The following is a 22,226-nucleotide window of genomic DNA, read 5'->3' as shown; positions in this document are numbered from 1 at the left end:
CGGTCAGGCGTCGCGCGGCGCTTGCAGCCAGGCGATCGCTTCGTCGTAATCGCAAAAGACCTAAAGAGCGCGCGGCGTCCGGTCCGCGAGTTGCTGGTACATCCGGCCCATGGCGAAGTCGGCTTCCGATCCGACCCGGATCGCGGTGCGGCCAGTTCGCATTCGCTCCCAGAAGGCCTCGGAATCCCCCGCGGCCGTCCGCATCTCCTCGATGGGCATCCCGCTCACGGTTCCGTCCCGCGCATCCCAGAGGACCGGAAGTGACGGATCGTGTTCCGAATCCAGATACAGCCCCTTCTACGCCTCGACGACGTCGGCTCCGCGTAGTTCCCCGGCCACCTTCTGGATGACGATATGCAGCGCGTGATCGATGCTGGGCCATGGCCTGGACAATGTGTGTGAGGCGTACAATTGGTGGCGATTCGGTCGAGGATCCGGCATTCCCATGGGCCATGGCGTTCGAAACCATCACTCTCGAAGCAAACGAGTTGCGCTTTCGGTGTCTCACGGCGGGAGACGGTGCACCCGTGCTCTGCCTCCACGGCTTCCCGGACCACTACGAGTCGTTCCGCCATCAACTCCCGGCCCTCGCGAACGCCGGCTACCGCGCCTTCGCCCCCATGATGCGGGGCTACGAACCGTCCTCCCAACCGGGCCGGGATGTGGCCGCCCACCACCCCATGCGGCTCGCGAGCGACGTGGTCCAATGGGCACGCACTCTGGGCGGGGGAGAACCGATCCATCTCGTGGGCCACGACTGGGGCGCGATCGCCGGCGCCCTCGCCTGCCTCGTCGAGCCGACCCTGTTTCGGTCGTTCACCTCCATCGCGATCGCGAACTTCCAATCCGTCGAAGACGGCATTCGCCACCACCCGATCCAGCTCCGCAACTCCTGGTACATCCTCTTCTTCCAACTCCGCGGCATCGCTGACACCATCGTCGCGCGAAACGATTTCGCATTCATCGAACGCCTCTGGCGCGACTGGTCCCCCGGTTGGGATTGGGAACCCGACGAAATGGAGCGCCTGAAACAGACGTTCCGGCAGCCCGGCGTCGCCTGGTCCGCCCTCGCCTACTACCGCGCGATGATGCATCCGTTCCTAGAGGACTCGAAACGAACACGGGAGCTGACACGCGCACCGACGCATGTTCCAACGCTCACGGTGACCGGCGCCGACGACGGTTGCATGGATACGCGGCTGTTCGACTACATCGACCCGGCGCAGTACCCCAAGGGGGTGCGGACGGAGCGGTTCGAAGGGGCCGGACACTTCGTGCACCAGGAAAAACCCGAAGCGTTCAACCCGATGTTGGTGGATTGGTTGCGGAGGTGTGAGTGAGAGGTCCGGCTTGCCAAGGCGTCCGGCGGCGATCCTGGTCTTGCGTTCTTCCGGGACCACGACGGCGCCCCGCCGAGATTAAAGAACGCCCCTGCCGATCCCCAGCCAGGGGACAACCAACTCCGCCTGTCTCACGTCTTCGGAGGCATCTTCGCCAGCTTCCGTTGCAGTGACCTGCGGTGCAGCCCCAATCGACGCGCCGCCTCTGAAACGTTTCCGTCGCAGTCGGTGAGGACACGGTTGATGTGTTCCCACTCCGCGCGGGCCAGAGACGGGGCCTCGAGGCCGGATTCGACCGGGTCGTCGGTGGGGGTGTCCGGGGCGTCGAAGGCGGCGACGACATCGTCCGCGTCCGCCGGTTTGGAGAGGTAGTTGGTGGCCCCGAGGCGCATGGCCTCGACCGCGCTCGCGATGCTGCCGTAGCCGGTGAGGACGACGATCCGGGCGTCGGGAGCGCGGTCGCGTAGGTCGCGGACGAGTTCGAGGCCTGAGCGGCCGGGCATGCGGAGGTCCACGACGGCGCGATCAGGGACACCCGTCGAGTCGACTACGGCCAAGGCCTCCTCCGCGTCGCCGGCCGCGACGACGTCGAAGCCGCGGTCGCGCAAAGCCCGCGCAAGGCGCTCACGCAGGACGCGGTCGTCATCGACCACCAGAACGCTTACGGCACTCACGCTGCGGCTCCATCCGTTTCACCCGGCGGCGTAACCGGCAGGCGAAGCTCCGCTGTCGTCCCGACGCCCGGCCACGATTTCATTTCGAGACCTCCGCCGAGGCCGGAAAGAACCGTTTGCGCGAGGAAGACGCCCAAACCCATGCCGCGGCCCGGCCCCTTCGTCGTGAAGAACGGCTCGCCGACGCGAGCGAGAACATCGTCCGACATCCCCGGCCCGCGGTCACGGACTTGGATGCGCCACTCCGCTCCCTCCAGGCCGGCGCGGATCTCGACCGACGTATCCTTGGACGAGGCCTCCAGCGCGTTCTTCGTGACCGCGCGAAGCGCTTGCACGACGGCCCTCTTCGGTACGTACAGCGAACGCTCCGGGTCGAGTTCCTCGACGAGGACGTCGAGGCGATCCACCTCGCGGAGTCCATCGGTCGACTCCGACACCAGCTCAGCAAGTCCGACCGCGACGAACGTGTCACCACGAACCTCTCCGGCATCCGCCGACATCTGATCGAGAATGTGACGACACCGGTCGACCTGCTCGCGGACCAGGCGCGCATCTTCCGCCGCTTCGTCCTGCCCCACCGTCACCCCGAGCTTTCGCTCGAGCTCACGGGCCACGACCGCAATGGTCGAGAGTGGCGTCGAGAGCTCGTGCGCCGCTCCGGCGGCGAGCGTGCCCAGCGACGCGAGCCGCTCCGCGCGCGTCCGGGCGTTCCGGGCGTCGGCGAGCTCTCCCTCTCTGCGCGCGAGTTCTCCGGTCACCCGCTGAACGAAGTACGCGATGAAAACCGCGCTCACGGCGAACGCAACGAACATTCCCTCGAAGTGCAGACCGAGACCACCATGGGCCATGTGCGACATCGCATCGTGCTCCGAGCCCGAGACCCGAAAGAGGAGCCCGAAGCATCCGATCGAGAGCACCACCAAGCCCCACGTCCACCGCGGCCGGAGAACGGCCGCCGCGAGCGCGATGTTCACGAGGTACAGGGTGCTGAACGGATTCGATGGCCCACCGGTCACCCACAAGAGACCGGTCAACACGGCGACGTCGATCAACATCACGGCCGCCGGCGCAGCCTCGGGAATCGACTCCGCGCGCCCCAGCCACAACGTCGCCGCCAGGTTCGACCCTGCCCCGATCGCGATCAGGCAGAAGAGCGGGCCCAGCGGGAGCTCGATGCCCAGCCATCCCCACACGATCAAGACCGTGAGGCTCTGCCCCGCCCCGGCGCCCCAGCGCAACAGCAAGAGCCACGAGAGGTTGATCCGATTGCGCTCGTCGGCGAGGGGATGAGCCTCGCCGGGTGCGCCGACGCCCCAGGGTTCCACGGAGATCAGTCTACGGGCCCCCGGGCGGGCGCGGAAGGGGGCGCCGCGAGGAGTGCCGAAAGCGTCTTCTCGAGATCATCGTCCCCACCCGGGCCGAAGTGGGTGTGACGGACGACGCCAGCTCGATCCAATACGTAGAGCGCCGGGATACCGTCCGCACCGAACGACGCGAGGGCATCGCCGCCCGGATCATGCGCGACCCGGAACTTCGCCTTCGGAAACTTCTCGACGAGAAACGCCTTTGGTGCGTCCACGTCGTCGTCGATGCTCGCGGCCACGACGACGAAGTCGCCCAAGGCCCCATCGCTCGAGACCCGCTGGAGACCCGTCAACTGATCGACGCACGGCGCACACCAGGTGGCCCAGAAATCCAGGACCACGACCTTCCCTCGGAACTCGGCGAGATCCATCGGCACACCGTCGAGCGCCGTCAGCTTCACCGTGGGCGCCGGATCCCCCTCGGACACCGCCGGCGCACTCGAAGCGAGGCCGACGAGCAATGCGAACGCGGCGAGCGCGCCCCTCAGAAACGCCACATCAACGCCCCGCGGATGCGGTAGTCAGGGACGATCTGGAGCGAGGTCTCGTTTCGAACGAAGGGAATGTCGCCCATGACCGCGGCCGAGAAATTCGCACCGAACGCCACGCGCAACGCGGGTCCGGCGAAGAGGTACGTCGCGGCCGTATCGCCCAGGCTCTCGCCGGCGAGCTCGTCCTGACCCTTCGTCTCGCCGGAAACCATTCCCTGCAGTCCGACGGACCAGCCGTGGTCGAGATAAGCGTAATAGCCCGGACCCGCGTTGAACGTGAGATCGTTGGCGAACCTGTAGTCGAACGAGCCTTCGGTCCGAATGGTGTACTGCGCCGACGTGGTCCAGAAGAACCGATCCCAGCTCATGAAGAGCTGTCCGCCCACGATCCCATCGTAGGACCCGGTTCCGAGGGCCAGATCATGCCCATGGATCGCGCTCGCGGCGCCGTGGCCGACATCCCCGTGTGCCACCGAACCGAGACTCGACACCGCGCCGACACCGTAGCGCTCGACAATGGCATTGTTCAGCGTGAAGGTGCCCTCGGCCGGTGGCTCGGATTCCTCCGCGAGTGGAGCCGAGTTCCCGGTCGGGAACTTCAGTCCGCCGAAGAGTGAGAGGCGGAACAGCCCGCGTTCGCTCACTGCACGAAACGGCGTGTAGCGACCGAGCAGCGCGAGATCGCCGAGCCCAGATTCGGAACCCGAAACCAACTCGTCGCTCTCTAGGCGCGTGTACGGCCGGTAGATGATCGGCAGGTTCACCTGCAGTCCCCACTCCGGACCGAAGTTGTACCCGAGCAGGATCTGAGTAATCGAGCTCTGCATCTTCTCACCGGGGTTCTCGACCTCGACCGAGTCCTCCATCCGCGTACCGAACCGCGTGTACTGTTGGGCGAGTCCGAGACGGAACCCACTGCGGCTCGGCCCGAGATCCACCGACGTATAGATCGCACAGATGTCGCACGCCTCGGCCGCCGGGACACCGACGCCGAGTACAAAGGTCACAGCGAGTGCCATGGCCGCGCGCGCTCTGCGGAGGGACATCGTCTACAAGGCCTCGAAGCTGGACGGGGGCGCTACTCTTGGTCCGGGAAAGGATTCGAGAACCGGGGATCGTTCAGGAACTCGTGGTCCGTCAGGCTCTTGAAGAACTCGATGACGTCGGCCCGCTGCCCATTGGTGAGCGGGAAGCCGGTCAGGAAGTCGCTCTTGTTCGGATTGATCCGACCATCGCCCGCGAGGGGACCCTCGGAGATCAGACGACCACCGCGCTCGTAGTGGCGCATGACGTCCTCGAGCGTCTCGATGCTGCCATCGTGCATGTAGGGTCCGGTCACCTCGATGTTGCGAAGCGTCGGGGGCTTCATCCGGCCGTGATCACGCACGCTCTGCGTGAACTCGAACAAGCCGCTATTCGGGTACGGATACTCGCCATCTTCGCGGAGGTTGTAGAGGCCGGTGTTCTCGAACGGCGCCGCGTCAACCGGGTTCCCGGCGTGCGCGAGGGAACTCGCGAAGTTCAATCCACCGTGACAGTGGTTGCACTCGAGGGTCTCCGAATCGAAGAGATCGAATCCGCGACGCGCCGCTTCCGACATGGCGTCGTCGTCGCCCTGGTACACGAACTTGTCGAAGGGCGAGTTGCCGGAGAGGAGCGTTCGCTCGAAGGAGGCGATCGCCTTGGTAGTGTTCCCGAGCGAGACCGGATCATCGTCATTCGGGAACGCGTCGCCGAACAGGACCTGGTACAGGGCCTCGCCGCGCAGACGCGCAAGCAGTTCGTCTTCGCGACCGGAGAAACCCAACTCGACCGGGTCCTCATCGAACAACGGTCCGAGGACCTGGTCTTCCAAAAGGTTCAGAAGCGGGTTCATCCACGTGAGCGTGGGATTGTACGTAACGTTCGTGAGGCTCGGAGAGTTGCGCGGCGTCTCCTCGCCCGTCGAGCCGATGGATCGTGCGCGCCCATCGGAGAACGCGAGTGCCTGCTCGTGACAGTCCCCGCAGGACTGCGTGCCGTTCTCGGAAAGTCGACGCTCGTAGAACAGGTGGCGGCCGAGTTCGACCCCCTCCACCGTCATAGGGTTGTCTTCGGGGACGAGCGGCTCGGGAAAGCCCGGCGGAAGATCCCAGACGTAGTCGGTCGTCTCACCCGGGGCCGAAGGCGGCGGGTCGACGGGATCGGTCGGTTCGCCCGGGCCCGGGTCGACCGGCCCCATTGCCGACCGAGAGTCCGATCCGCCACTGCCGCACGCGGCCAAGGCGGTTACAGCGATCAGAGCGAAAAATGTCCTCTTCGCCTGCATGAGTCCCTATTCTACGGTGAAGATCTGTTGCGAGCCACCGGGATTCCCGCCGTACGGAAGGCCCGCGCGGGCGAAAACACCAACACATTCGGGATCATCCGGCGCGGACATGCAGCCCGGGGGAGTCTCCGCCGTGTTCGCCTCGACGTTCGTTCCGACCAAGAAGGAAGCGAGGTCGATCAAAACCGTGTCGCTCGACGGGTCGAACGGGAGGTCCACATCGATGCGATTCGAGTTCCCACACGTCGCATTGCCGCGGCCGTCACCCTGACAGGCCGTGGCGCCGATGTGCACGCGGAACTCATTCCCGTTGCTCTCCACGATGTTGTCGTACCGAATGAACTTGTACCCGGCGTTCCAACTCCAGAAGAGCGCGGTCTTGTTGAGCGGTGCCAGCGCCGTCGCCGAGTCGGCGTGGTTCATGTTCTCAGGGACACCCATCTCGAAGCGGATGCGGGTATACGTGTCCCCTGGGACCATCCCGCGGATATTCGTGTTGGTCTCGGCGGTCCCGCGCTGCCCGCACAGGCCGGTCCCGTTCTCGAAGTCGAGGAGAGCCACGTCCTGCCGCTGCCAAGCGCCATCCTGATCGAGCGTCACCGGAACCTCACCCCCCTCGTCGTTCACGAGGCGGACGTTCTCGATGTACATGCGGCAATCCGTCGGCTCGACCGTCGCGTTGGTCGATCCGATGTTGGTGAAGGTGCGGTTACAGGCGAACTCCTCGCCGTTTACGCGGGCGTCGAAGTTCAGAGTCACGGGCACCGGTGCGGCCGTACCGTTCGGCACCATCGCAACCGACGGCATCCGCTGCCCCGCAGCAAACGTCGAAATCGACTGGCTGAAGAGGCCTAACACATTGCCGCCCTTCGCATCGATCTCGAAGAAGGCTTTGCCGCTCGATCCGTCGAGGTTCGATTCGCCGGCCATCGACTGCAGATCACTCAGGAGCACGCCGTTCACACCGACGGTGTTCTGGGCGATCCGAAGCCCGGTCGCGTTGAAGAAGCTGCCGACCGCATCCGTGCTGACGGGCAAGAGTCTGTACCCACCGTCGTAGTCGTCGGCGAACGCGGCGAGAAGGACACGATTGCCGTCGTCCTCGGGCCGCCCGAGATCCGCCGGATTGAAGTACACCGGGATCATGAGGATGCCGGGATCGAAGCGCTGGTAAACCGCATTGTTCCCGTCGACGGCCGTCCCCGGCGACGCCGGGCTATTGCCGTCCATCGCCAGCCGCGCGAACGGATTCTGCCCGAACCCCGCCATCAGCGTCAGGTTCGCGAGAGTGAAACCGCCGGAGATGGGCTGCCCCGGAACGACCGGCGTCGTGTCCGACATGCTCATGACCGGCGTGATCACGGCCAGTCCCGCACTACCGTTGGCGCCGCCACCGCCGAAGCTCGTCGGGTCGATGACCAGATTGGAAGCCGGGCCGAGCGAGACGGTCTGCCCGGCGATCTGGCTAGCGAGGTCCTGCCCGTAGAGGGCGATGTCGAGGAAGATCGTGTCGTCCGACGGATTAGCGACCGTGAGGAACGCCGTGCGATTCGTTCGCGCGTCGTAAAGGAAGATCAGCTGGTCACCGCTGACGTCGGGCGTGCCAATGGTCTGGCCGTGTGACATCGACGGGACGACGAGCATCGACGCGGCCGCCACAAGGGAAACGATCCATCTCGCGCGGGCTGCCGAACGTACACTGTCTACGAATCTCGTTGCCATCCAGGAGTTCTCCTCTTTCTACAGTGGCTTCCAGGGCTCTCTCCGGGGCCTTCCTACAACTCTAGCGGCCGGCTTCCGGGGCCTACAATGCGTCAAATCGTCGCGGGTCGGGGTGAACCGCGCGCCTATGCGTGGTCTTCGTCCTCACCGCCGTGTTCCTCGCCACCTTCCTCGTGGCCGCCCTCTTCCCCGCCGTGCTCCTCACCACCTTCTTCGTGACCGCCTTCGCCGTGGCCCTCGGCCTCGGAAACGATGTTGAACAACACCTCGCGAGGACCGGTCGGCCCGAGCTCGAGGACGAAGTCTCCGCCCGCGTGGATGTGCACGCGCGTGTCGACGAGGATGTCGTCCGGGCACACCGGGCTCGGAACCAGCGGTGAGATGCCGAAGATGCCCACGTCAGGGTGCGACAACGAGAACGCGACATCTTCCTCGCTAACGAAGACCGCCCAATCCGTGTGGTCAGTCGGCAGATGCACGCCGACGTAGCTCGAACCCTCCGGCAGCACCAGGTGGTAGAAGTGGCCGCCGGTCATGACGAAGTTTCCCGCAAGCGCTTCGTCCGCCGCCGAAGAGGCCATCACCGTCTGGATCTCGCCACCGAGCGCCTCACACGCACCCGCCGAAACCGGATCAGCATTCGGGTCCGCGTACTCGCCTTCTGGGAGAACCTGCAACGTAACCTCGCGCGCACCTTCTGCGGCGAACTCGATCGTGTAGTGCCCACCCGCGGGGATGTGGACGCGCGCGTCGACCTGCATGTCGTCCGGGCACGACTCGCTTGGCGAGTGCGGATTGATGTCGAAGCGCGTGCCGTCATGGGCGGTGACCGTCACCACGACATTCGGCTCGTCGACGAAGAATCCCCAGTCCCCATGGTCGTGCGGGATCATGATCCCCGCAAAGCCCGACGCGCCACTCGGAAGGTGCACGACGGTCGTCTCGCCCACCACGACGCGGGCGGACTCCGCACCCGCGTGATCTGCGGCAGCTTGGAGATCGACCGACTCGCCATGAAGCCCGTGGCACGCGCGCTGCGCCAGTTCATCCCCGCCGTCCGTTGGCGGCTCCGGCATGTGCTCGTGTTCGCCATCTCCGCCCTCGTGTTCGTGGCCCCTTCCGCTCGACGCGGAATCACCACAACCAATGGAGAAGGTGGCTAGGAGGCCGACCATGACGAGAGATTTCATGAGTTCTGGTTGCATGCGAGTAACCTCGAATTCAGTGCGCTGACTCCTGAACCGTAGGGGAACCTGGCGAACTGAGAAATGCGGCATAGTGTCGCAGGCCGATCGGCCCCCTACTCGACTCCCCCAATCGATGCTTCGATTCCCTTCCGGAATCGCTTTCTTCGCGTCATTGCAGGAGAATTCGGATGCCTCTATGAGCCCCGGACCTGGAAAGGGGAGTCCGAATGGCGACGTTTTTGACTGGAGGATCGGGGTTCTTGGGGAGTCATCTGCTGCGCGCAATGCTCGAACGAGATGAGGAGGTGGTCGCCCTGGTGCGCGCCCCCGATTTGGGCACGGGCAGAGCGCGGATCGAGCAGGCACTCGCGCGCGCCGGCCTGGAGTCCCCGCCTGAACCCGGCCGGCTTCAGGTCGCGGTCGGCGACCTGTCCAAACCCCGGCTCGGGCTCGGCACCCGCGGCTCCGACCGAGTCATCTCGGAATGCGATCAGTTTCTGCACTGCGGCGCGACCGTCCGCTTTAATGAACCCATCGAACGAGCGCGCGTCGTAAACCTCGGTGGAACAAAGTCGGTCATCGAACTCGCACACCTGCGAGAACGGCGGGGCGGCGTCGCTCGAGTCGATCACGTGAGCACCGCCTTCGTCGCCGGAAACCGAACGGATCTCGTCCACGAAGACGAACTCGATGCGCGCGAAGGCCACAAGAACTCCTACGAGCGGACGAAGTTCGAGGCGGAGATGGCGATGCGCGCGGCGGGCCAGAAGCTCCCGGTGGCGATTCATCGACCAAGCCTCGTCGTCGGCGAATCGGCGCGCGGTCGAACGTCGAGCTTCCGAACGATCTACGGCCCGATCCGCATCTACGCACGCGGACTCTGGCGCACCTGTCCGGCGAATCGCGGGATGACAGTCGACGTCGTCCCCGTGGACTTCGTACGGGACGCGATGATGACCTTGCGCTCCCGACCCGACACGATCGGAGGCTGCTTTCATCTCGCTGCCGGACCGGAGAACTCCGCGACGATCGGCGAACTCGCCGACGTGCTGCACCGGGTGTTTCCGGATCGCAAGCCAGTGCGCTTCGTCCATCCCGAGAGGTGGGCGCGGTACGCCCACCCGCTCCTCCGTCACCTTCGCTTCGGCCGGCTCGCGCCCGTCGTGACCGAAGGTGCCCTCTACCTGCCCTACCTCGCCCGCATGCCACGCTTCGACGTGACGCAGGCGGCCGCGTTCGCCGGGCGACCACCACGGGTGCAGGAGTACATCGAGAAGATCCTCGCCTACTGCGTCGACACCGATTTCGGACGTCGGCCGGTCACGTCGAGTCCGGCCGCTCCTCCCGAAGGAAACAGCGGCTCATCCCAACGTCGTCCCCCTCGGCACCCGCGGGGTACGTCTTGGGTGCCTCGACCGAGCAACGAGAAAAGGCCACCGGACAACGCGTATGAAACCGACAACCGGGAGGCGGGCGGGCGGGGGACGGCACGTCGCCGCGGACGATGACCGGGCGAGCGGCCCGATCGGGGTCCAGCGAGGGCGCCGCCGCGAGAAGGCCCTCCGTGTAGGGATGGGCCGGCGCATCGAACACCCTCTCCACCGGCCCGTCCTCGACGATCTGCCCGAGGTACATCACCGCCACGCGGTCGGCGATGTGACGCACGACGCCCAGGTCGTGCGTGATGAAGAGGTATGCGAGTCCACGCTCCTGCTGGAGGTCAGCGAGGAGGTTCAGGATTTGCGCCTGAATCGACACATCGAGCGCAGAGACCGACTCGTCACACACGATGAGGTCCGGATCGACCGCGAGAGCGCGCGCGATGCAGACCCGCTGGCGTTGTCCGCCCGAAAGCTCGTGGGGATAGCGCGACATGTAGCCGGGATCGAGCTTCACGCGCGTCAGAAGCGCCGCGATCCTCTCGGTCCGCTGGCCAGGAGTCGCGCCGACCCCAAACGCCCGCATGCCCTCCGCAATCGCGTCTCGAATCCGCATGCGCGGGTTCAGCGCGGCCGCCGGATCCTGGAAGACCATCTGGATTCGCTTTCGGCGCGTGCGGAGATCCGCGGGGGCCAGACGGAGAAGATCCTCGCCGTCGAACCAGATCTGGCCTGCGTGCGGCTTCTCGAGCCCGAGAATCGAACGCCCCACGGTCGTCTTGCCACAACCGGATTCGCCGACGAGCGCGAGGGTCTTCCCCGCCTCGACCTCGAGGTTCACACCATCGACGGCACGCACGGCGCCGGCCACACGCTGGAGCGGGCCCGAGCGAACGTCGAAATGGGTCGCGAGCCCCTCCACACGCAGCAACGCCTCCCGGGCACGATTCACGAATCGACTCCGCCGTCGCGCTTCAAAGCATGGCACCACGCGCCGTGGGTCTCGTTCAACGTGAAGCGCTCGGGCTCTGTGTCCGCACACGGATCGAAGACGATCGGACACCGGTTCGAGAACCGGCATCCTCGTGTCCATTCGCCCGGAGGCGGCACGACGCCTTCGATCTCGTCGAGCCGATCGCCCCGCTCGACGACCCCCGGCAACGACCGCAGGAGGCCGCGCGTATACGGATGCCCGGGCGCGGCGAGGACCTCGCGCCGTTGTCCCTCTTCCGCGATCCGGCCCGCGTACATAACGAGGACTCGGTCGGCGAGCTCGTTCACGACCCCGACGTCATGCGTTATGAGCAGGATCGCCATCCCGAGATCACGCTGTAGGGACCGAAGAAGATCGAGGATCTGCGCCTGGATCGTCACGTCGAGGGCCGTAGTCGGCTCGTCGGCGATCAAGAGCTTCGGCCGGGACGCAAGCGCCATCGCTATCATCACGCGTTGGCGCATCCCACCCGAAAGCTGGTGCGGGTAGGCGTCGAGGCGCTCGTCCGGATCGGGGATCCCGACTTCTCCGAAGAGGTCGCGTGCGCGCGTGCGCGCCTGCTCTTTCGATTCCGCGTGATGTAGTCGGATCGCCTCGACGATCTGACGTCCACACCGCTGAACCGGATTCAAGCTCGTCATCGGCTCCTGGAAGATCATCGAGACCTCGCCGCCGCGCACGCGACGCATCTCGGTGACGGGCAGAGCACGCACATCCTGATCGCCGACGTGGATCGTACCGGACGCCACCCGGCCCGGCTTCGGCACGAGCCGCATCACCGAGAGCGCGGTCATCGACTTTCCGCAGCCGGATTCCCCGACGAGCGCGAGAGTCTCACCCGCATTCACGTCGAACGAAACGCGATCCACCACGTTCAGGCGATTCCCGCCCTGGGGAAAGCTCGTGCACAGATCCCGAACGGTGAGAATCCGCTCGCTCACGAACGCTCTCCCATGGTTCGCGGGTCGAGAATATCGCGCACCGCGTCGGCCACTTGGTTCACCGCGAGTATGAGACCGAACAGAGCCACGGAGGCCGTCGAGAGATTCCACCAGATGATCGGCTCGCGCGAGAGTTCCGTACGCGACTGGTCGATCATCCGGCCCCACGATCCATCAATGCCGATCCCGAGCCAGGAGAGCACGACTTCGGAAAGCACTAGGCTCGAGAACAACAGCGCGAACGTGATCACGACCAGATGCATGAGGTTCGGCAGGACGTGCCTCCAGACGATCCGCAACTCCGACGTCCCAAGAACCCGCGCCGCATCGATGTAATCGAGTTCACGGATCTTGAAGGTCTCCGCCCGCACGAGACGCGCGAGCCCCACCCACCCGGTCACCCCCAGTGCCACGCAGACCTGTACGGTGCCGGAGCCGAGCACCATGATGAGCGCGATCAGCAGCAGCAGACTCGGCATCGACGCCAGCGTCGACACGAGGAAGAAGACAGCGTCGTCGAGTCGGCCCCCCACGTAGCCGGCAGACACTCCGACCAGCAGCGCCAATGGGAGCACGATCAGGCTCGTGAGGCCCCCGATGATCAGGGCGACCCGCGCCCCTTTCAGGGCGCGATGCAGGACGTCCCGCCCAATGATGTCGGTGCCGAGCAAGTGAGCGCCTGGATGGCGGAGCGGCTCACCGCCGTACAACTCGTGGTCGGCGAGCGGGGCCGAGTAGCTCGCTTCCTGGAAGTCCGTCGGAAAGAACCGGTCGAGCAACGTCCGCGCCGCTCCGAGGAGCGCCGTGTCATCCGCCGCCACCTCGCCATGCGGGTCCGTCCACGCAATGGAGTCGAGTCCCGCGACGAGCGCGTAGACCGCAACGACCGCCAGCGCCACCGGGCGCCGATGCACCAGTTCCCGACCGGCCTGACGCCACAAGAAGCTGCGACCCGCTGCCCAGAGAGCCAAGGCGAGCCCAAGCACGAGGACGGCGGTGACGAGATTCGAGAAGACGTACGGCTCCACCACGCTACTCCAGACGAACCCGAGGATCGGCGAGCGTGTAACAGATGTCCGTCACGATCTGGCCGACGATGAAGAGAACGGAGCCCAAGAAGACCATGACGCGCAAGGTTGCGAAGTCGTTCGCATGGATCGCATCGACGGTCATCGACCCCAGCCCGGGGATCGCGAAGAAGGACTCCAGGAGGATCGATCCAGTGAAGAGAAAGGGAATCGCCAGCACGACCCGCGTGATGACCGGAATCATCGCGTTGCGGAGCACGTGGTTCCACATGACCCGGCCGTCTCCGCAGCCCTTCGCCCGAGCCGTACGTACGTAGTCCTGGTTGGTCTCCTCGACGAAGACCGTCCGGTAGAAGCGCACCTGCTCCCCTACGCTCGCCGCGAGTCCCACCAGGACGGGCAAGACGAGAAACCGACCGATCACGGCGGGCGACGGGTCGAACCCCGAAACCGGGAACCATTTGAGCAACCTTCCGATCAGAAACTGCCCACCGATGATGTACAGGAGAATTGAAACACTCATGGCGAAGACGCACGCGGCGACGCCGGCCCGGTCGATGTAAGTCTCACGAAAGGTCGCGACGAAGAGCGCCAGGCTGATCGAAATGAACAGGCCACCCACGAAGAGCGGCACCGTGAGAGACAGGCTCGGTCCGACCCCCTTCCGGAGGCGCTGCGTCACGAGGACGTCGTCCGCGTCGCTTCGCCCGAAGTCGAAGGTCAGCATCCGTCGGAAATGGTCGGCGATCAGCGTCTTGCCCGGATCCTCCGGATTCCAGAACCGGGGATGGTGGTACTCGTGGTTCACGATCCACTGCTCGAGCGCTTGGGGCGGCGCCTTCTCGCCGAGCGCACGCCGCGCCATATCTTCGGGCGTGGCGTACAAGAAGAAGAGGACGAACAGGAAGGCGAGCACGCCCAGGATCGTCGCGAAGCCGTAAGCCAGACGGCGAAACACGAACGCGATCATTGGCGCTCCCGCAGGAACGTGACGACGGCGGGCACGACCGCCGCAACGACGAGCGCGGCGAGGACCCACGCCGGCCACTCCACTGGCTGATTCCACGCGACCCTGCGTTCGGCGCGACGCTCTTCTTCGACGTCGAGGTACTGCATCATCGGCACCGACATCCCGAAGGATTTCAGGTTCTGAAGCCAACCGTGCGAGAGCACGTACTCCTCGGGCGTGAAGATCTCGATCCACGGTCTCTCGACCCGCAGGATCTCGAGCATCCGCCGAATGACGGCGAGTCGCTCCGGCCCGTCCGGCATGTTGCGCATCTCGAGGAAGAGCCCGTTGTACTCCACGTTGTCGAAGTTCGCCGAGTTCGACCCGCCGCTCTTCGACTTCCCGAGTTCCCCCCAAAGCTGAACGAGGAAGTTCTCGGGATCGGGATAGTCCGCGGCCCACCCGAAAAAGAACACCTGGTAGGCGCCGCGCCGCAAGACGTCCTGGAACTGATTGTAGTTCGTCGACGAGATCTCGACGTCGACCCCGATCCGCCGCCACGAATCGACGAGGAACTGGTACCGGAGCCGGGATCGCGCGCTCGTGTCGCCCGTCGTGAGGACCAAGTGGAGCGGCCGAGCCGTCTCGGGGTCCAACCCACGCGGGTATCCCGCTTCAGCCAACACCTCCCGAGCGCCGGCGAGGTCGAACCGCCGAAACGGATTACCTAGACCATCCTCGTGACCAAAGATCCCTGGGGGCAAAGGGGACTCGGCCGGAATGCCCCGGTCGTTGAAGAAGAGACGGATGAACTCCTCGCTATCGATTGCGAGGCTCATCGCGTGGCGGAGGAGGCGCGACCGCGAATCGCCGTCACGCCCGACGACCGGATCGTCCATGTTGAAGCCGACGTAGTAGATGGACGGGCTCGGCGCCTTCGACAGGCGGACACCCATCGCCTCCATGCTCGGAGTGAGTCCGCCTTCCGACACGACCTGATCGAACGTCTCCTCGATGATGGCGGAGTAGTCGTAATAGCCCTGGAGGAACTTGTTGAAGCCGGGGATCTGCTCGTTCTCGAAGACCAGCTCGACCCCGTCGAGAAACGGGAGGGGCCGTCCTACGTAGCGCGGGTCGAGCAACCCGCGCGCGCGGTCTTCCGCGCTCCCACGCGTCGGATAGATCGCGCCGGGCGCACGCCACTCCGGATGTCGCACGCCGTACCAGTTCTCGTTTCGCACCAGAGAGATGCGTGCCCGCTTGTCGTACCGCGTGAGACGAAACGGCCCGGTCGAAACGGCGTGCTCCGAGAAAAGGTCCCGGCCGTCCTCCCCGTCGTAATACGCGACGGCCTCCCACGGCACCGGTGTCGTGAACTCCATCGCGAACCAATACGAGAGCTGGGGGAAGGACTCCGTCAGAACGATCTCGAGGTCGAGATCGGAGTGCACCCGAGCGCCATCGATCCCTCCCGCCTCGCGGTACTGCTCGTCGATGCGTCTCTGGGCAAACGCCGGATCGGCATCGCGCAAAGCCTGCAGGCGCGCCGTGAAGTCTTCGAAACCCCGAACCCGCGAGAAGACGGCCCCCACCGGGCTCCCCACGGAGGGATCCGCGATCCGCATTAGCTCGAACGCGACATCCGCAGCCAGAATGTTCCGCGTCGGTGCGCCCGGGCGGCCTGCCTCAAAGCACTCGTCATCGGAATACAGGAGATCCGGACGGAGGCGAAAGGACAGGGACCAGGTCCCATCATCATTCGCGACCTCGACCGGGATCTTCTCGACGAGACCCGGAATCAGCCGGTACGGGCGCGCGAGGTAGTCGTAGTCCAGCAGGGTGTCGTACACGGAGCCGGTGACGATGTGATCGACGACCGAGTAGGCCACGGCCGGATCGAGGGTCTTGGGCGGGCTCTTCCGCATGGTGCGGTAGAGCACCTTCCGACCAGAGTCCGCGTCGGGATACGGATTGTTGGTACACGCCAGGAGCGCCCCAAGGACGATGATCCCGACCGCCGCGACCGCCTTCCCCATCCCGCCTCGTCGTTAGCTCAGGGGAGAGCCTGAGGCGAACGAACGGGCAGCGGCTCCGCACCCATGAGCCGATCGAGCTCGGACCGGCTCAGCCGCGCCCAGCGGATTGCGCCCACCTCCCGTACGCGGAGAGCCTCGGCGTACGCGCCGACCCCCGGGCCATCGGGGTCGATCGAAACGAGCACAAAGGGCCCGGGATGGCCCGAATTCTCGGCCGCCCAGGCCTGCACGTCGCGCAGGGACGAGGCCACCCGAACCCGCTTCATCGTGTACGCGAGGAGGTGGGGCGGATGGCGACGGATCACGAAGTCCGGCGAGAAGACCGCATCCTCCCAGCCCACGTGCTCCTCGAAGAAGGCTGCGAGTTCCGGCAGGGCTTCCCACGGCTCAGGGAACGACGATCGACGATCGGCCGCGGAGAAATGCCAAAGAGCGACGGCCACCGGCAGGACCAGGACCCAGCGGAGTCTCGGCGCCGAGAACGACCGCTCGGCGAAACGGACGACCGCCGCCGGGATCAAGCAGAACGGCCCCAGCGCGAGCGTGGGGCCGAGCTTCAGTGCGCTGAAGTCGTGACCGACCGTGTGAATCGGAACGACCATCGCGTAGATCACGCACGGCAGAGTCGCGAGCACGAGGAGGCGAACCACGAGCGCCACCCCCGTAAGCCGGTCTGCACCCTCGCGTTCACCCGAAGCCTCGGCTGAAGAGGATCCAAGCAACCTCGTCACGAGAAACACCGCCAGCGCGATGCCGACAGCGATCGCCACCAGCGCACTCGAGCCGTACCCCGAATCGACCTGCGTCACGAACACGGCGTACGCCAGTTCACCAAACGACGGAGGCACCCCCCCTCCCAGGCCGGCGACCACACCGAAGCGGCCCGACAACGTATCCAGCTGACCCGCCGCGACCAGTTGAACGGCGAACAGTCCGAGAGCGAGGACGACCGGCGCGAACAGGATCGCGGACCGGCGCACGATCTGCGCGAGGCCACGACCGAGGTCCCCGCCGAACAGGCGCACGAGCCAGAGCGATGCCGCAATCGGCAGGAACAGCCAGTCGGTGAACGCGCCCCAGAACAGTGCCCCGGCCATCGCCACATCGGCGGCCGTCGACGTGCGCCCGGCCATCCGTCTCGCCTCGAGAAAGAGCACGAGCGCGAACGGCAGGATCACGGCCTGGTCTGCGAAGTAGACGTTCTGGTGAAAGTAGAACGGCGCCGGAGCGTACAAGTAGAGGAAGGGAGGAACGCCGCCCAGAACGAGTCTCCATACACCGGAGACCCCGAGGGCGCGCAGGCTGACGAGCGCCGTTGCCGCGAGCAGCAGCAAGATCCCCAGCTGATTCGCCAGACCGAGCGCCATGATCGACGATGCCGAGGGCTCCTGGCCCGTCACGCGCGCGAGCAGGTAAACGGGCACGACCGCACCGGGCGGGAACGACACATACGGAGAGCGGTCCGCGATCCCCTGCGCCTCTCCCGAGCGGGGCTCCTCGAGCATCATCATGCGCAGCGGCACGACGCCCTCGCGGTACCAGTTCTTGCTGAACAGGAGGGTCGACGCGGTCAGCCACTGGTGATGGTGGAGCCCGAGCTGACCACGCCACGGCGCGCGGAGCTGAACCGACCGTCGCGAACAGCCCAAGAACGAGCAGGAACAGCAGTATCGTTCCGCCCCGACCACGATCCCTCATGCCACGACCCCGTACCACGACTTCGGCGTGTGTCCGCAGCGGCGGAGCTCAGGAGATCAAGGCAATCGGCACTCGCCAGACGAAGTCGGGAACATCACCCAGCAGATCTCGCCGCACCCGGTGTCGTAGGTCGTGCCCGTCAAGCAGTCCTGGCTCACACAGTCCAGGAAGAACGTGTTCGGAACGCAGGCGCACAACGTGTTCATCTCGAACTGCTCGTCGGTACTGAGCGTCGCGGTTCCGTCGTGCGGGGGCAGCGTGTCGTACAAGGCCAGGTAGCAGTCGACCGCACTGGTCGTTTCAATTCCCGCATCGGCAAGCGCCTCACGGAGAGGCAGCGTCCCGCCGCACACCTGGCTGCAGAGGCTCAGCCGCTCGTCGGTCGCCTCACTCGACGCACAGCCTTCCTCCCACGCTGCGGTCACCTCCGCGACCTCGACTCCGTCGCGTTCCCAGAGAACCGGCTCCATCTCTTTCCCATTCAGGAAATTCTCGGACTGGGCGACCTCACTCGGACACGCCTTGGAGAGGCTGCGGGACGTGACGTCGATGCCATCGACGGTCACGGTGCCCGGTACCGCTGCGGCGAGCATCCAGGCATCCGACGCGTTGCAGTCGTACCGAAGGACGAACGTCGTGTCGTCGCCATCGGTTCGTCCCCCCACTTCGCAAAGCTCATCGGAATCGTAATTCGGGTCGGTGGCGTCGAGGAGGAGGCGCGGACAGCTGGACGTGTCGGCCTGCCAGAGGTCCGCACTGATCAGGTCAGTGTCGCGGCCCAACGTGCACTCGGGGTTGGGCGTGGCCGTCGGGGTAGGCGTCGGGGTGGCCGTCGCATCGACACACGGGCCCGGCCAGCAGGGCCCACACGCGGAGATCGTCGCGCTCGAGATGACGACGCTTACGATGACGAGCGCGGCGCCGGCGATTCCGACGGCTGCAACGACATACTCGTCGAAGCGCTTGGGACCCTCGATCTGATTGTGCTTCATCGATTTCCTTCGGGCCTCGGCTCGAGGCCGTGATCAGGGCGTCGTGCAGGAGCCGGACTCGGTGCCATTCGCCGACCAGCAGGTCGCCCCGCAAGATCCATCGTATTCTTCGGACCCCGTGAAGCACGGCGTCGAGTCCAGACAATCGACATACTCCGCATTCGGCCGACAACCGCAAACGGAGACTCCCGTCACGTTCCCATCGGTCGAGGGGATGTCCGCGTCGATCACGTCGGTAAAGCTGTCGAAGAGCTTCAGGTAGCAGTCGACTTCGGGCATCAGCGTATCCAGCATGCCCAGGCTCTCGAGCCCCTCGCGCACGGTCCGGTCGCCGGCACAGACCGCGGCGCACTCGGTGTACGCGTCGGTACCCTCGACGGCGTCGAAGCACATGTCTTCCCACGCGGCGACCGCGTCGCGGATGTCGTTCCGGTTCTCTTCGAAGAGGATCCCCTCCAGCACGATGCCATTCACGTAGTCCTGGTTCTGCGGGATCTCACCCTCGCAACTCAGGTCCAACGTGAGTTCGTCCGGGTTCTGGGTGTCGAAGACCGGCACGGCGAGCTTCCAGGGCCCTGAGGCATTGCACGTGTAGCGGAAGAACGGCGCGTCCCCTTCACCGCTGACGCGGAGGCCCGACTCGCAAAACGCGTCGGTGTCGAACCGCGTGGCGTCGGCGGAGAGCTGAATCCGGGGACACCCCTCGGCCCGGCTCTGCCAGACATCCTCATCCACGGGCTGCGTCGTTCGGGTGAGCTCACACTGCGTCTCGCCGACAGGCGTCGGCGTCGGGTCGTCGGTGGGGGTCGGAGTCGCGCTGTCGTCCGTCTCCGTCTCGGCGTCGGCGCAGGGCCCCGGCCAGCAGGGGCCACAGCCCGACATCGCCGTGCTCGAAAGGAGCACGCTGGCCATCACGAAGAGCGCGCCGGCAAGCGCAACGCCCGCACCCAGCAGTTCCTCGAAGGTTCTCGTTTTTCGGCTGGGCTGCTCGGGATCGCGCATCAGGGCCTCTGGGTTGACGGCGCGGAAAGCCGCACCATTCAAATCAAATGCATGCCCGATCGCTGCGGCGCAAGCTGAGGCGACCTGCGCACTGCCATGCGCCCTACGGGAGCCGGCCTACGGCTCCGGCCCCGGCTCTTCCCCCGAATCGTAACCGAGAAGCGCGCGAACGAGCCGGACGACACCGCCGATCGCTGCAATCACCACGAAGATGAGCAGCGTCACCGAGAGCGGCAGGAGGAGATGAGCGAGGAAGCTCGCCTCCTCGGACGCCTGCGTCGCGTCCGTGCCCGAGGGAAACAGGCTCAGCACGTGCTGCGTGGCGAAGATCGTCGCCACCGCGATGGCGGCGCCGGCAACCAGAATCTTGATCGTCGATCGCGTCATCGCCCCTCGAACGAAAAAAGGGGCCGCCGGTTTCCCGGCAGCCCCTTGAAACGGTGTCGCTAGCCGCGAACTTCGGCCTTGATGCGCTGAATGTGCCCGCGACCGAGGCCTTTGACCTCACAGCCGAGCTCGAAGTACTTCCGGATGTCGGCGTCGCTCAAGATGCCGAAGCAGTCGACGACCGCGATCGGTCCACCGGCCATCTTCACCACCTTCGCCGGCGTGAGCTTCAGGTACGGCTCATGCGGCACCGCCAGCACGACCGCCTCGACGCCCTTGAGCGCCTTCGCGATCGACGGCTCGACGCGAAGATCCGTCAGGCCGTCCTGGTTGCGGAAGAAACGCGAGAGCGAGTGGCCCGGTGCCGGGTAGGTGCTCTGCGACTCGAACTCGAACCAGTGGTCGACGTACGGGTCGTTCACGCGGACCTCGGCGCCCATCTCCACGAGGCGCCGAACGACGACCTCGGAGCCGGAGTACCGCGTATCTCCGACGTCCTGGCGATAACTCGCCCCGAGCACCGCGATCTCGGCGCCCGCGATGTACCGAGCCATGTTCCGCAGAGCGTCACGCGTCAGGGTTGCCACGTGCAGGCCGCGCGTATCGTTGATGTCGATGGCGGTCGTGCTCATCTTGAACACTTCATCGCCGTCGTCGAACCCGAGAATGTGCTTGTAGGCCCAGTAGCCGAGGCCACCGTCCTTCGGCAGGCAATACCCACCGATGCCCGGGCCGGGGAAGATCATGTTGTTGTGGGTCGGACGGACCTTGATCGCATCGATCACCTTCGTGAGATCGACCCCGTTCCGCTCCGAGAACAGGCTCCACTCGTGCATGAACGCAAGGGTCGTCGCCCGGTACGAGTTCTCCACGATCTTCGCGGTCTCGGACTCGATCGGCCGGTCCATGACGGTCAGCGGGAACTCATCCGTGTTGAGCACCTCGGTCAGGAACTTCACGACGCGCTTGCGGGCCGGCGGCGTGCAACCCGAGCACACGCGCCAGAAGTCACGGATACTCGCGACGTACTGCTTGCCCGGCATCACGCGCTCGTAGCTGTGGGAGAGGAGCGGCGTCGACGACATCTTTCGCTTCGCGAAGCACTTCTGAAGAATCGGCAGCGCGACGAACTCCGTCGTACCCGGAGCCACCGTCGTCTCGATCAGGGTGAGACACTTCGCGGGGATGCGTTCGCCGATTGTCTGGATCGTCGCCTCGAGCGCGGCCATCTCGACCTCGCCGGTACGCATGTTCCCGAGGTCGTTCTTCGAATAGTCGCACTGCACGTCGACGACGACGCAGTCCGCGAGCTTCAAACAGTCACTGTTGAAGGTCGCCGTCAGCGTCTTCTTCTTGAGAACCGTGCGCGCGATCATCGGATCGACTTCCGGATCCTCCGCTTTGACCGGCGATTCACCCTTGTTCAGCAGCGGGATCTTCCAGAAGCTGCGCGGGCTCGGGCGCTGGCAGCCGATCACGAACTTCGAGGGCTTGCCCTTCTTGTCCACCGTGTCCGCGACGATGGCCGCCATGACCGCGCCAACGAAGCCCACGCCCATCACGACGACGACTTCTTTTCCTTCTTTGCGAGCCTTGTCGGCCAGCTTCTTCAGACGTTGAAACTCGGCGGCATACTCGGACTGCTGCGGCAGGTCGAACTTCTCGCCTGCCGGGCTGATGGACTGGTCGGACATTCGGGACTCCTCCTGTTTGGAATTTGGCGAAGAATCCGCA

Annotated in this window: 19 protein-coding genes and 1 pseudogene; 2 read left to right on the top strand and 18 right to left on the bottom strand. The window is 65.5% G+C overall.

What is annotated here, in order from left to right:
- Window positions 1–60 precede the first annotated feature (60 nt).
- The gene (locus P8R42_19005; GenBank protein MDG2306697.1) at window positions 61–228 is read right to left on the bottom strand and encodes a hypothetical protein; all 168 of its coding nucleotides are present in this window, start codon (window positions 226–228) and stop codon (window positions 61–63) included.
- 224 nt (window positions 229–452) lie between these two features.
- Between P8R42_19005 and P8R42_19000 the strand changes: the two genes are divergently transcribed.
- Window positions 453–1,340, top strand: a complete 888-nt coding sequence (locus P8R42_19000) for an alpha/beta hydrolase (GenBank protein ID MDG2306696.1) — start codon at window positions 453–455, stop codon at window positions 1,338–1,340.
- Between the two features lie 131 nt (window positions 1,341–1,471).
- On the opposite strand, the gene P8R42_18995 is transcribed toward P8R42_19000, so the two are convergent.
- From P8R42_18995 to P8R42_18965, 7 genes are all read right to left on the bottom strand, one after another.
- Window positions 1,472–2,014, bottom strand: a complete 543-nt coding sequence (locus P8R42_18995; protein MDG2306695.1) for a response regulator — start codon at window positions 2,012–2,014, stop codon at window positions 1,472–1,474.
- Window positions 2,011–3,339, bottom strand: coding sequence for an ATP-binding protein (locus P8R42_18990; protein MDG2306694.1), 1,329 nt, complete (start codon window positions 3,337–3,339; stop codon window positions 2,011–2,013). Before P8R42_18990 ends, P8R42_18995 begins: the two co-directional genes overlap by 4 nt.
- A gap of 5 nt (window positions 3,340–3,344) precedes the next feature.
- Window positions 3,345–3,875 (bottom strand): TlpA disulfide reductase family protein, encoded by a 531-nt coding sequence (locus tag P8R42_18985; GenBank protein MDG2306693.1) that lies wholly within the window; start codon window positions 3,873–3,875, stop codon window positions 3,345–3,347.
- On the bottom strand, window positions 3,863–4,915 hold the full coding sequence (locus P8R42_18980) for a hypothetical protein (protein ID MDG2306692.1): 1,053 nt from the start codon (window positions 4,913–4,915) through the stop codon (window positions 3,863–3,865). The genes P8R42_18985 and P8R42_18980 overlap by 13 nt, the downstream gene beginning before the upstream one ends.
- A gap of 32 nt (window positions 4,916–4,947) precedes the next feature.
- Window positions 4,948–6,177, bottom strand: a complete 1,230-nt coding sequence (locus tag P8R42_18975) for a di-heme enzyme (GenBank protein MDG2306691.1) — start codon at window positions 6,175–6,177, stop codon at window positions 4,948–4,950.
- A gap of 6 nt (window positions 6,178–6,183) precedes the next feature.
- Window positions 6,184–7,899, bottom strand: a complete 1,716-nt coding sequence (locus P8R42_18970; protein MDG2306690.1) for a metallo-mystery pair system four-Cys motif protein — start codon at window positions 7,897–7,899, stop codon at window positions 6,184–6,186.
- 125 nt (window positions 7,900–8,024) lie between these two features.
- On the bottom strand, window positions 8,025–9,089 hold the full coding sequence (locus tag P8R42_18965; protein MDG2306689.1) for a hypothetical protein: 1,065 nt from the start codon (window positions 9,087–9,089) through the stop codon (window positions 8,025–8,027).
- A 224-nt stretch (window positions 9,090–9,313) separates the two neighbouring features.
- On the opposite strand from P8R42_18965, the pseudogene P8R42_18960 reads away from it, so the two are divergent.
- Window positions 9,314–10,027, top strand: a pseudogene (locus P8R42_18960) (SDR family oxidoreductase).
- Window positions 10,028–10,406: 379 nt separating this feature from the next.
- On the opposite strand, the gene P8R42_18955 reads toward P8R42_18960, so the two are convergent.
- The 10 genes from P8R42_18955 to P8R42_18910 all read right to left on the bottom strand — a co-directional run bounded on the left by P8R42_18955 (window position 10,407) and on the right by P8R42_18910 (window position 22,186).
- Window positions 10,407–11,417, bottom strand: coding sequence for an ABC transporter ATP-binding protein (locus tag P8R42_18955; GenBank protein ID MDG2306688.1), 1,011 nt, complete (start codon window positions 11,415–11,417; stop codon window positions 10,407–10,409).
- Complete coding sequence (locus P8R42_18950; GenBank protein ID MDG2306687.1) at window positions 11,414–12,400, bottom strand: ABC transporter ATP-binding protein; 987 nt, start codon at window positions 12,398–12,400, stop codon at window positions 11,414–11,416. The genes P8R42_18955 and P8R42_18950 overlap by 4 nt, the downstream gene beginning before the upstream one ends.
- On the bottom strand, window positions 12,397–13,428 hold the full coding sequence (locus P8R42_18945) for an ABC transporter permease (GenBank protein ID MDG2306686.1): 1,032 nt from the start codon (window positions 13,426–13,428) through the stop codon (window positions 12,397–12,399). Before P8R42_18945 ends, P8R42_18950 begins: the two co-directional genes overlap by 4 nt.
- A 4-nt stretch (window positions 13,429–13,432) precedes the next feature.
- Window positions 13,433–14,398 (bottom strand): ABC transporter permease, encoded by a 966-nt coding sequence (locus P8R42_18940; GenBank protein ID MDG2306685.1) that lies wholly within the window; start codon window positions 14,396–14,398, stop codon window positions 13,433–13,435.
- Window positions 14,395–16,413, bottom strand: a complete 2,019-nt coding sequence (locus P8R42_18935) for an ABC transporter substrate-binding protein (protein MDG2306684.1) — start codon at window positions 16,411–16,413, stop codon at window positions 14,395–14,397. Before P8R42_18935 ends, P8R42_18940 begins: the two co-directional genes overlap by 4 nt.
- 17 nt (window positions 16,414–16,430) lie before the next feature.
- Window positions 16,431–18,062 carry a hypothetical protein gene (locus P8R42_18930; protein MDG2306683.1) on the bottom strand — a complete coding sequence of 544 codons (1,632 nt, stop codon included), beginning with the start codon at window positions 18,060–18,062 and terminating at the stop codon, window positions 16,431–16,433.
- 105 nt (window positions 18,063–18,167) lie between these two features.
- Complete coding sequence (locus tag P8R42_18925; protein ID MDG2306682.1) at window positions 18,168–19,103, bottom strand: hypothetical protein; 936 nt, start codon at window positions 19,101–19,103, stop codon at window positions 18,168–18,170.
- Window positions 19,104–19,136: 33 nt separating this feature from the next.
- On the bottom strand, window positions 19,137–20,105 hold the full coding sequence (locus P8R42_18920; GenBank protein ID MDG2306681.1) for a hypothetical protein: 969 nt from the start codon (window positions 20,103–20,105) through the stop codon (window positions 19,137–19,139).
- A gap of 117 nt (window positions 20,106–20,222) precedes the next feature.
- Entirely contained in the window at window positions 20,223–20,492 is a 270-nt protein-coding gene (locus tag P8R42_18915; protein MDG2306680.1) for a hypothetical protein, read from the bottom strand.
- Between the two features lie 59 nt (window positions 20,493–20,551).
- Window positions 20,552–22,186, bottom strand: coding sequence for a UDP binding domain-containing protein (locus P8R42_18910; GenBank protein ID MDG2306679.1), 1,635 nt, complete (start codon window positions 22,184–22,186; stop codon window positions 20,552–20,554).
- Between the last annotated feature and the right edge of the window lie 40 nt (window positions 22,187–22,226).

It is taken from the genome of Candidatus Binatia bacterium (genome assembly GCA_029243485.1).
Lineage (GTDB): Bacteria > Desulfobacterota > Binatia > UBA12015 > UBA12015 > VGTG01.
Note: the sequence above shows the minus strand (reverse complement) of the source record. Positions and strands in the feature narration are given on the sequence as shown.

Excerpts from the sequence above, each read along its gene's own strand:
- P8R42_19000 (MDG2306696.1), top strand. The coding sequence starts at position 453 with ATGGCGTTCGAAACCATCACTCTCGAAGCAAACGAGTTGCGCTTTCGG.
- P8R42_18980 (MDG2306692.1), bottom strand. The coding sequence starts at position 4,915 with ATGTCCCTCCGCAGAGCGCGCGCGGCCATGGCACTCGCTGTGACCTTT.
- P8R42_18975 (MDG2306691.1), bottom strand. The coding sequence starts at position 6,177 with ATGCAGGCGAAGAGGACATTTTTCGCTCTGATCGCTGTAACCGCCTTG.
- P8R42_18970 (MDG2306690.1), bottom strand. The coding sequence starts at position 7,899 with ATGGCAACGAGATTCGTAGACAGTGTACGTTCGGCAGCCCGCGCGAGA.
- P8R42_18965 (MDG2306689.1), bottom strand. The coding sequence starts at position 9,089 with ATGAAATCTCTCGTCATGGTCGGCCTCCTAGCCACCTTCTCCATTGGT.
- P8R42_18940 (MDG2306685.1), bottom strand. The coding sequence starts at position 14,398 with ATGATCGCGTTCGTGTTTCGCCGTCTGGCTTACGGCTTCGCGACGATC.
- P8R42_18935 (MDG2306684.1), bottom strand. The coding sequence starts at position 16,413 with ATGGGGAAGGCGGTCGCGGCGGTCGGGATCATCGTCCTTGGGGCGCTC.
- P8R42_18925 (MDG2306682.1), bottom strand. The coding sequence starts at position 19,103 with ATGAAGCACAATCAGATCGAGGGTCCCAAGCGCTTCGACGAGTATGTC.
- P8R42_18920 (MDG2306681.1), bottom strand. The coding sequence starts at position 20,105 with ATGCGCGATCCCGAGCAGCCCAGCCGAAAAACGAGAACCTTCGAGGAA.
- P8R42_18915 (MDG2306680.1), bottom strand. The coding sequence starts at position 20,492 with ATGACGCGATCGACGATCAAGATTCTGGTTGCCGGCGCCGCCATCGCG.
- P8R42_18910 (MDG2306679.1), bottom strand. The coding sequence starts at position 22,186 with ATGTCCGACCAGTCCATCAGCCCGGCAGGCGAGAAGTTCGACCTGCCG.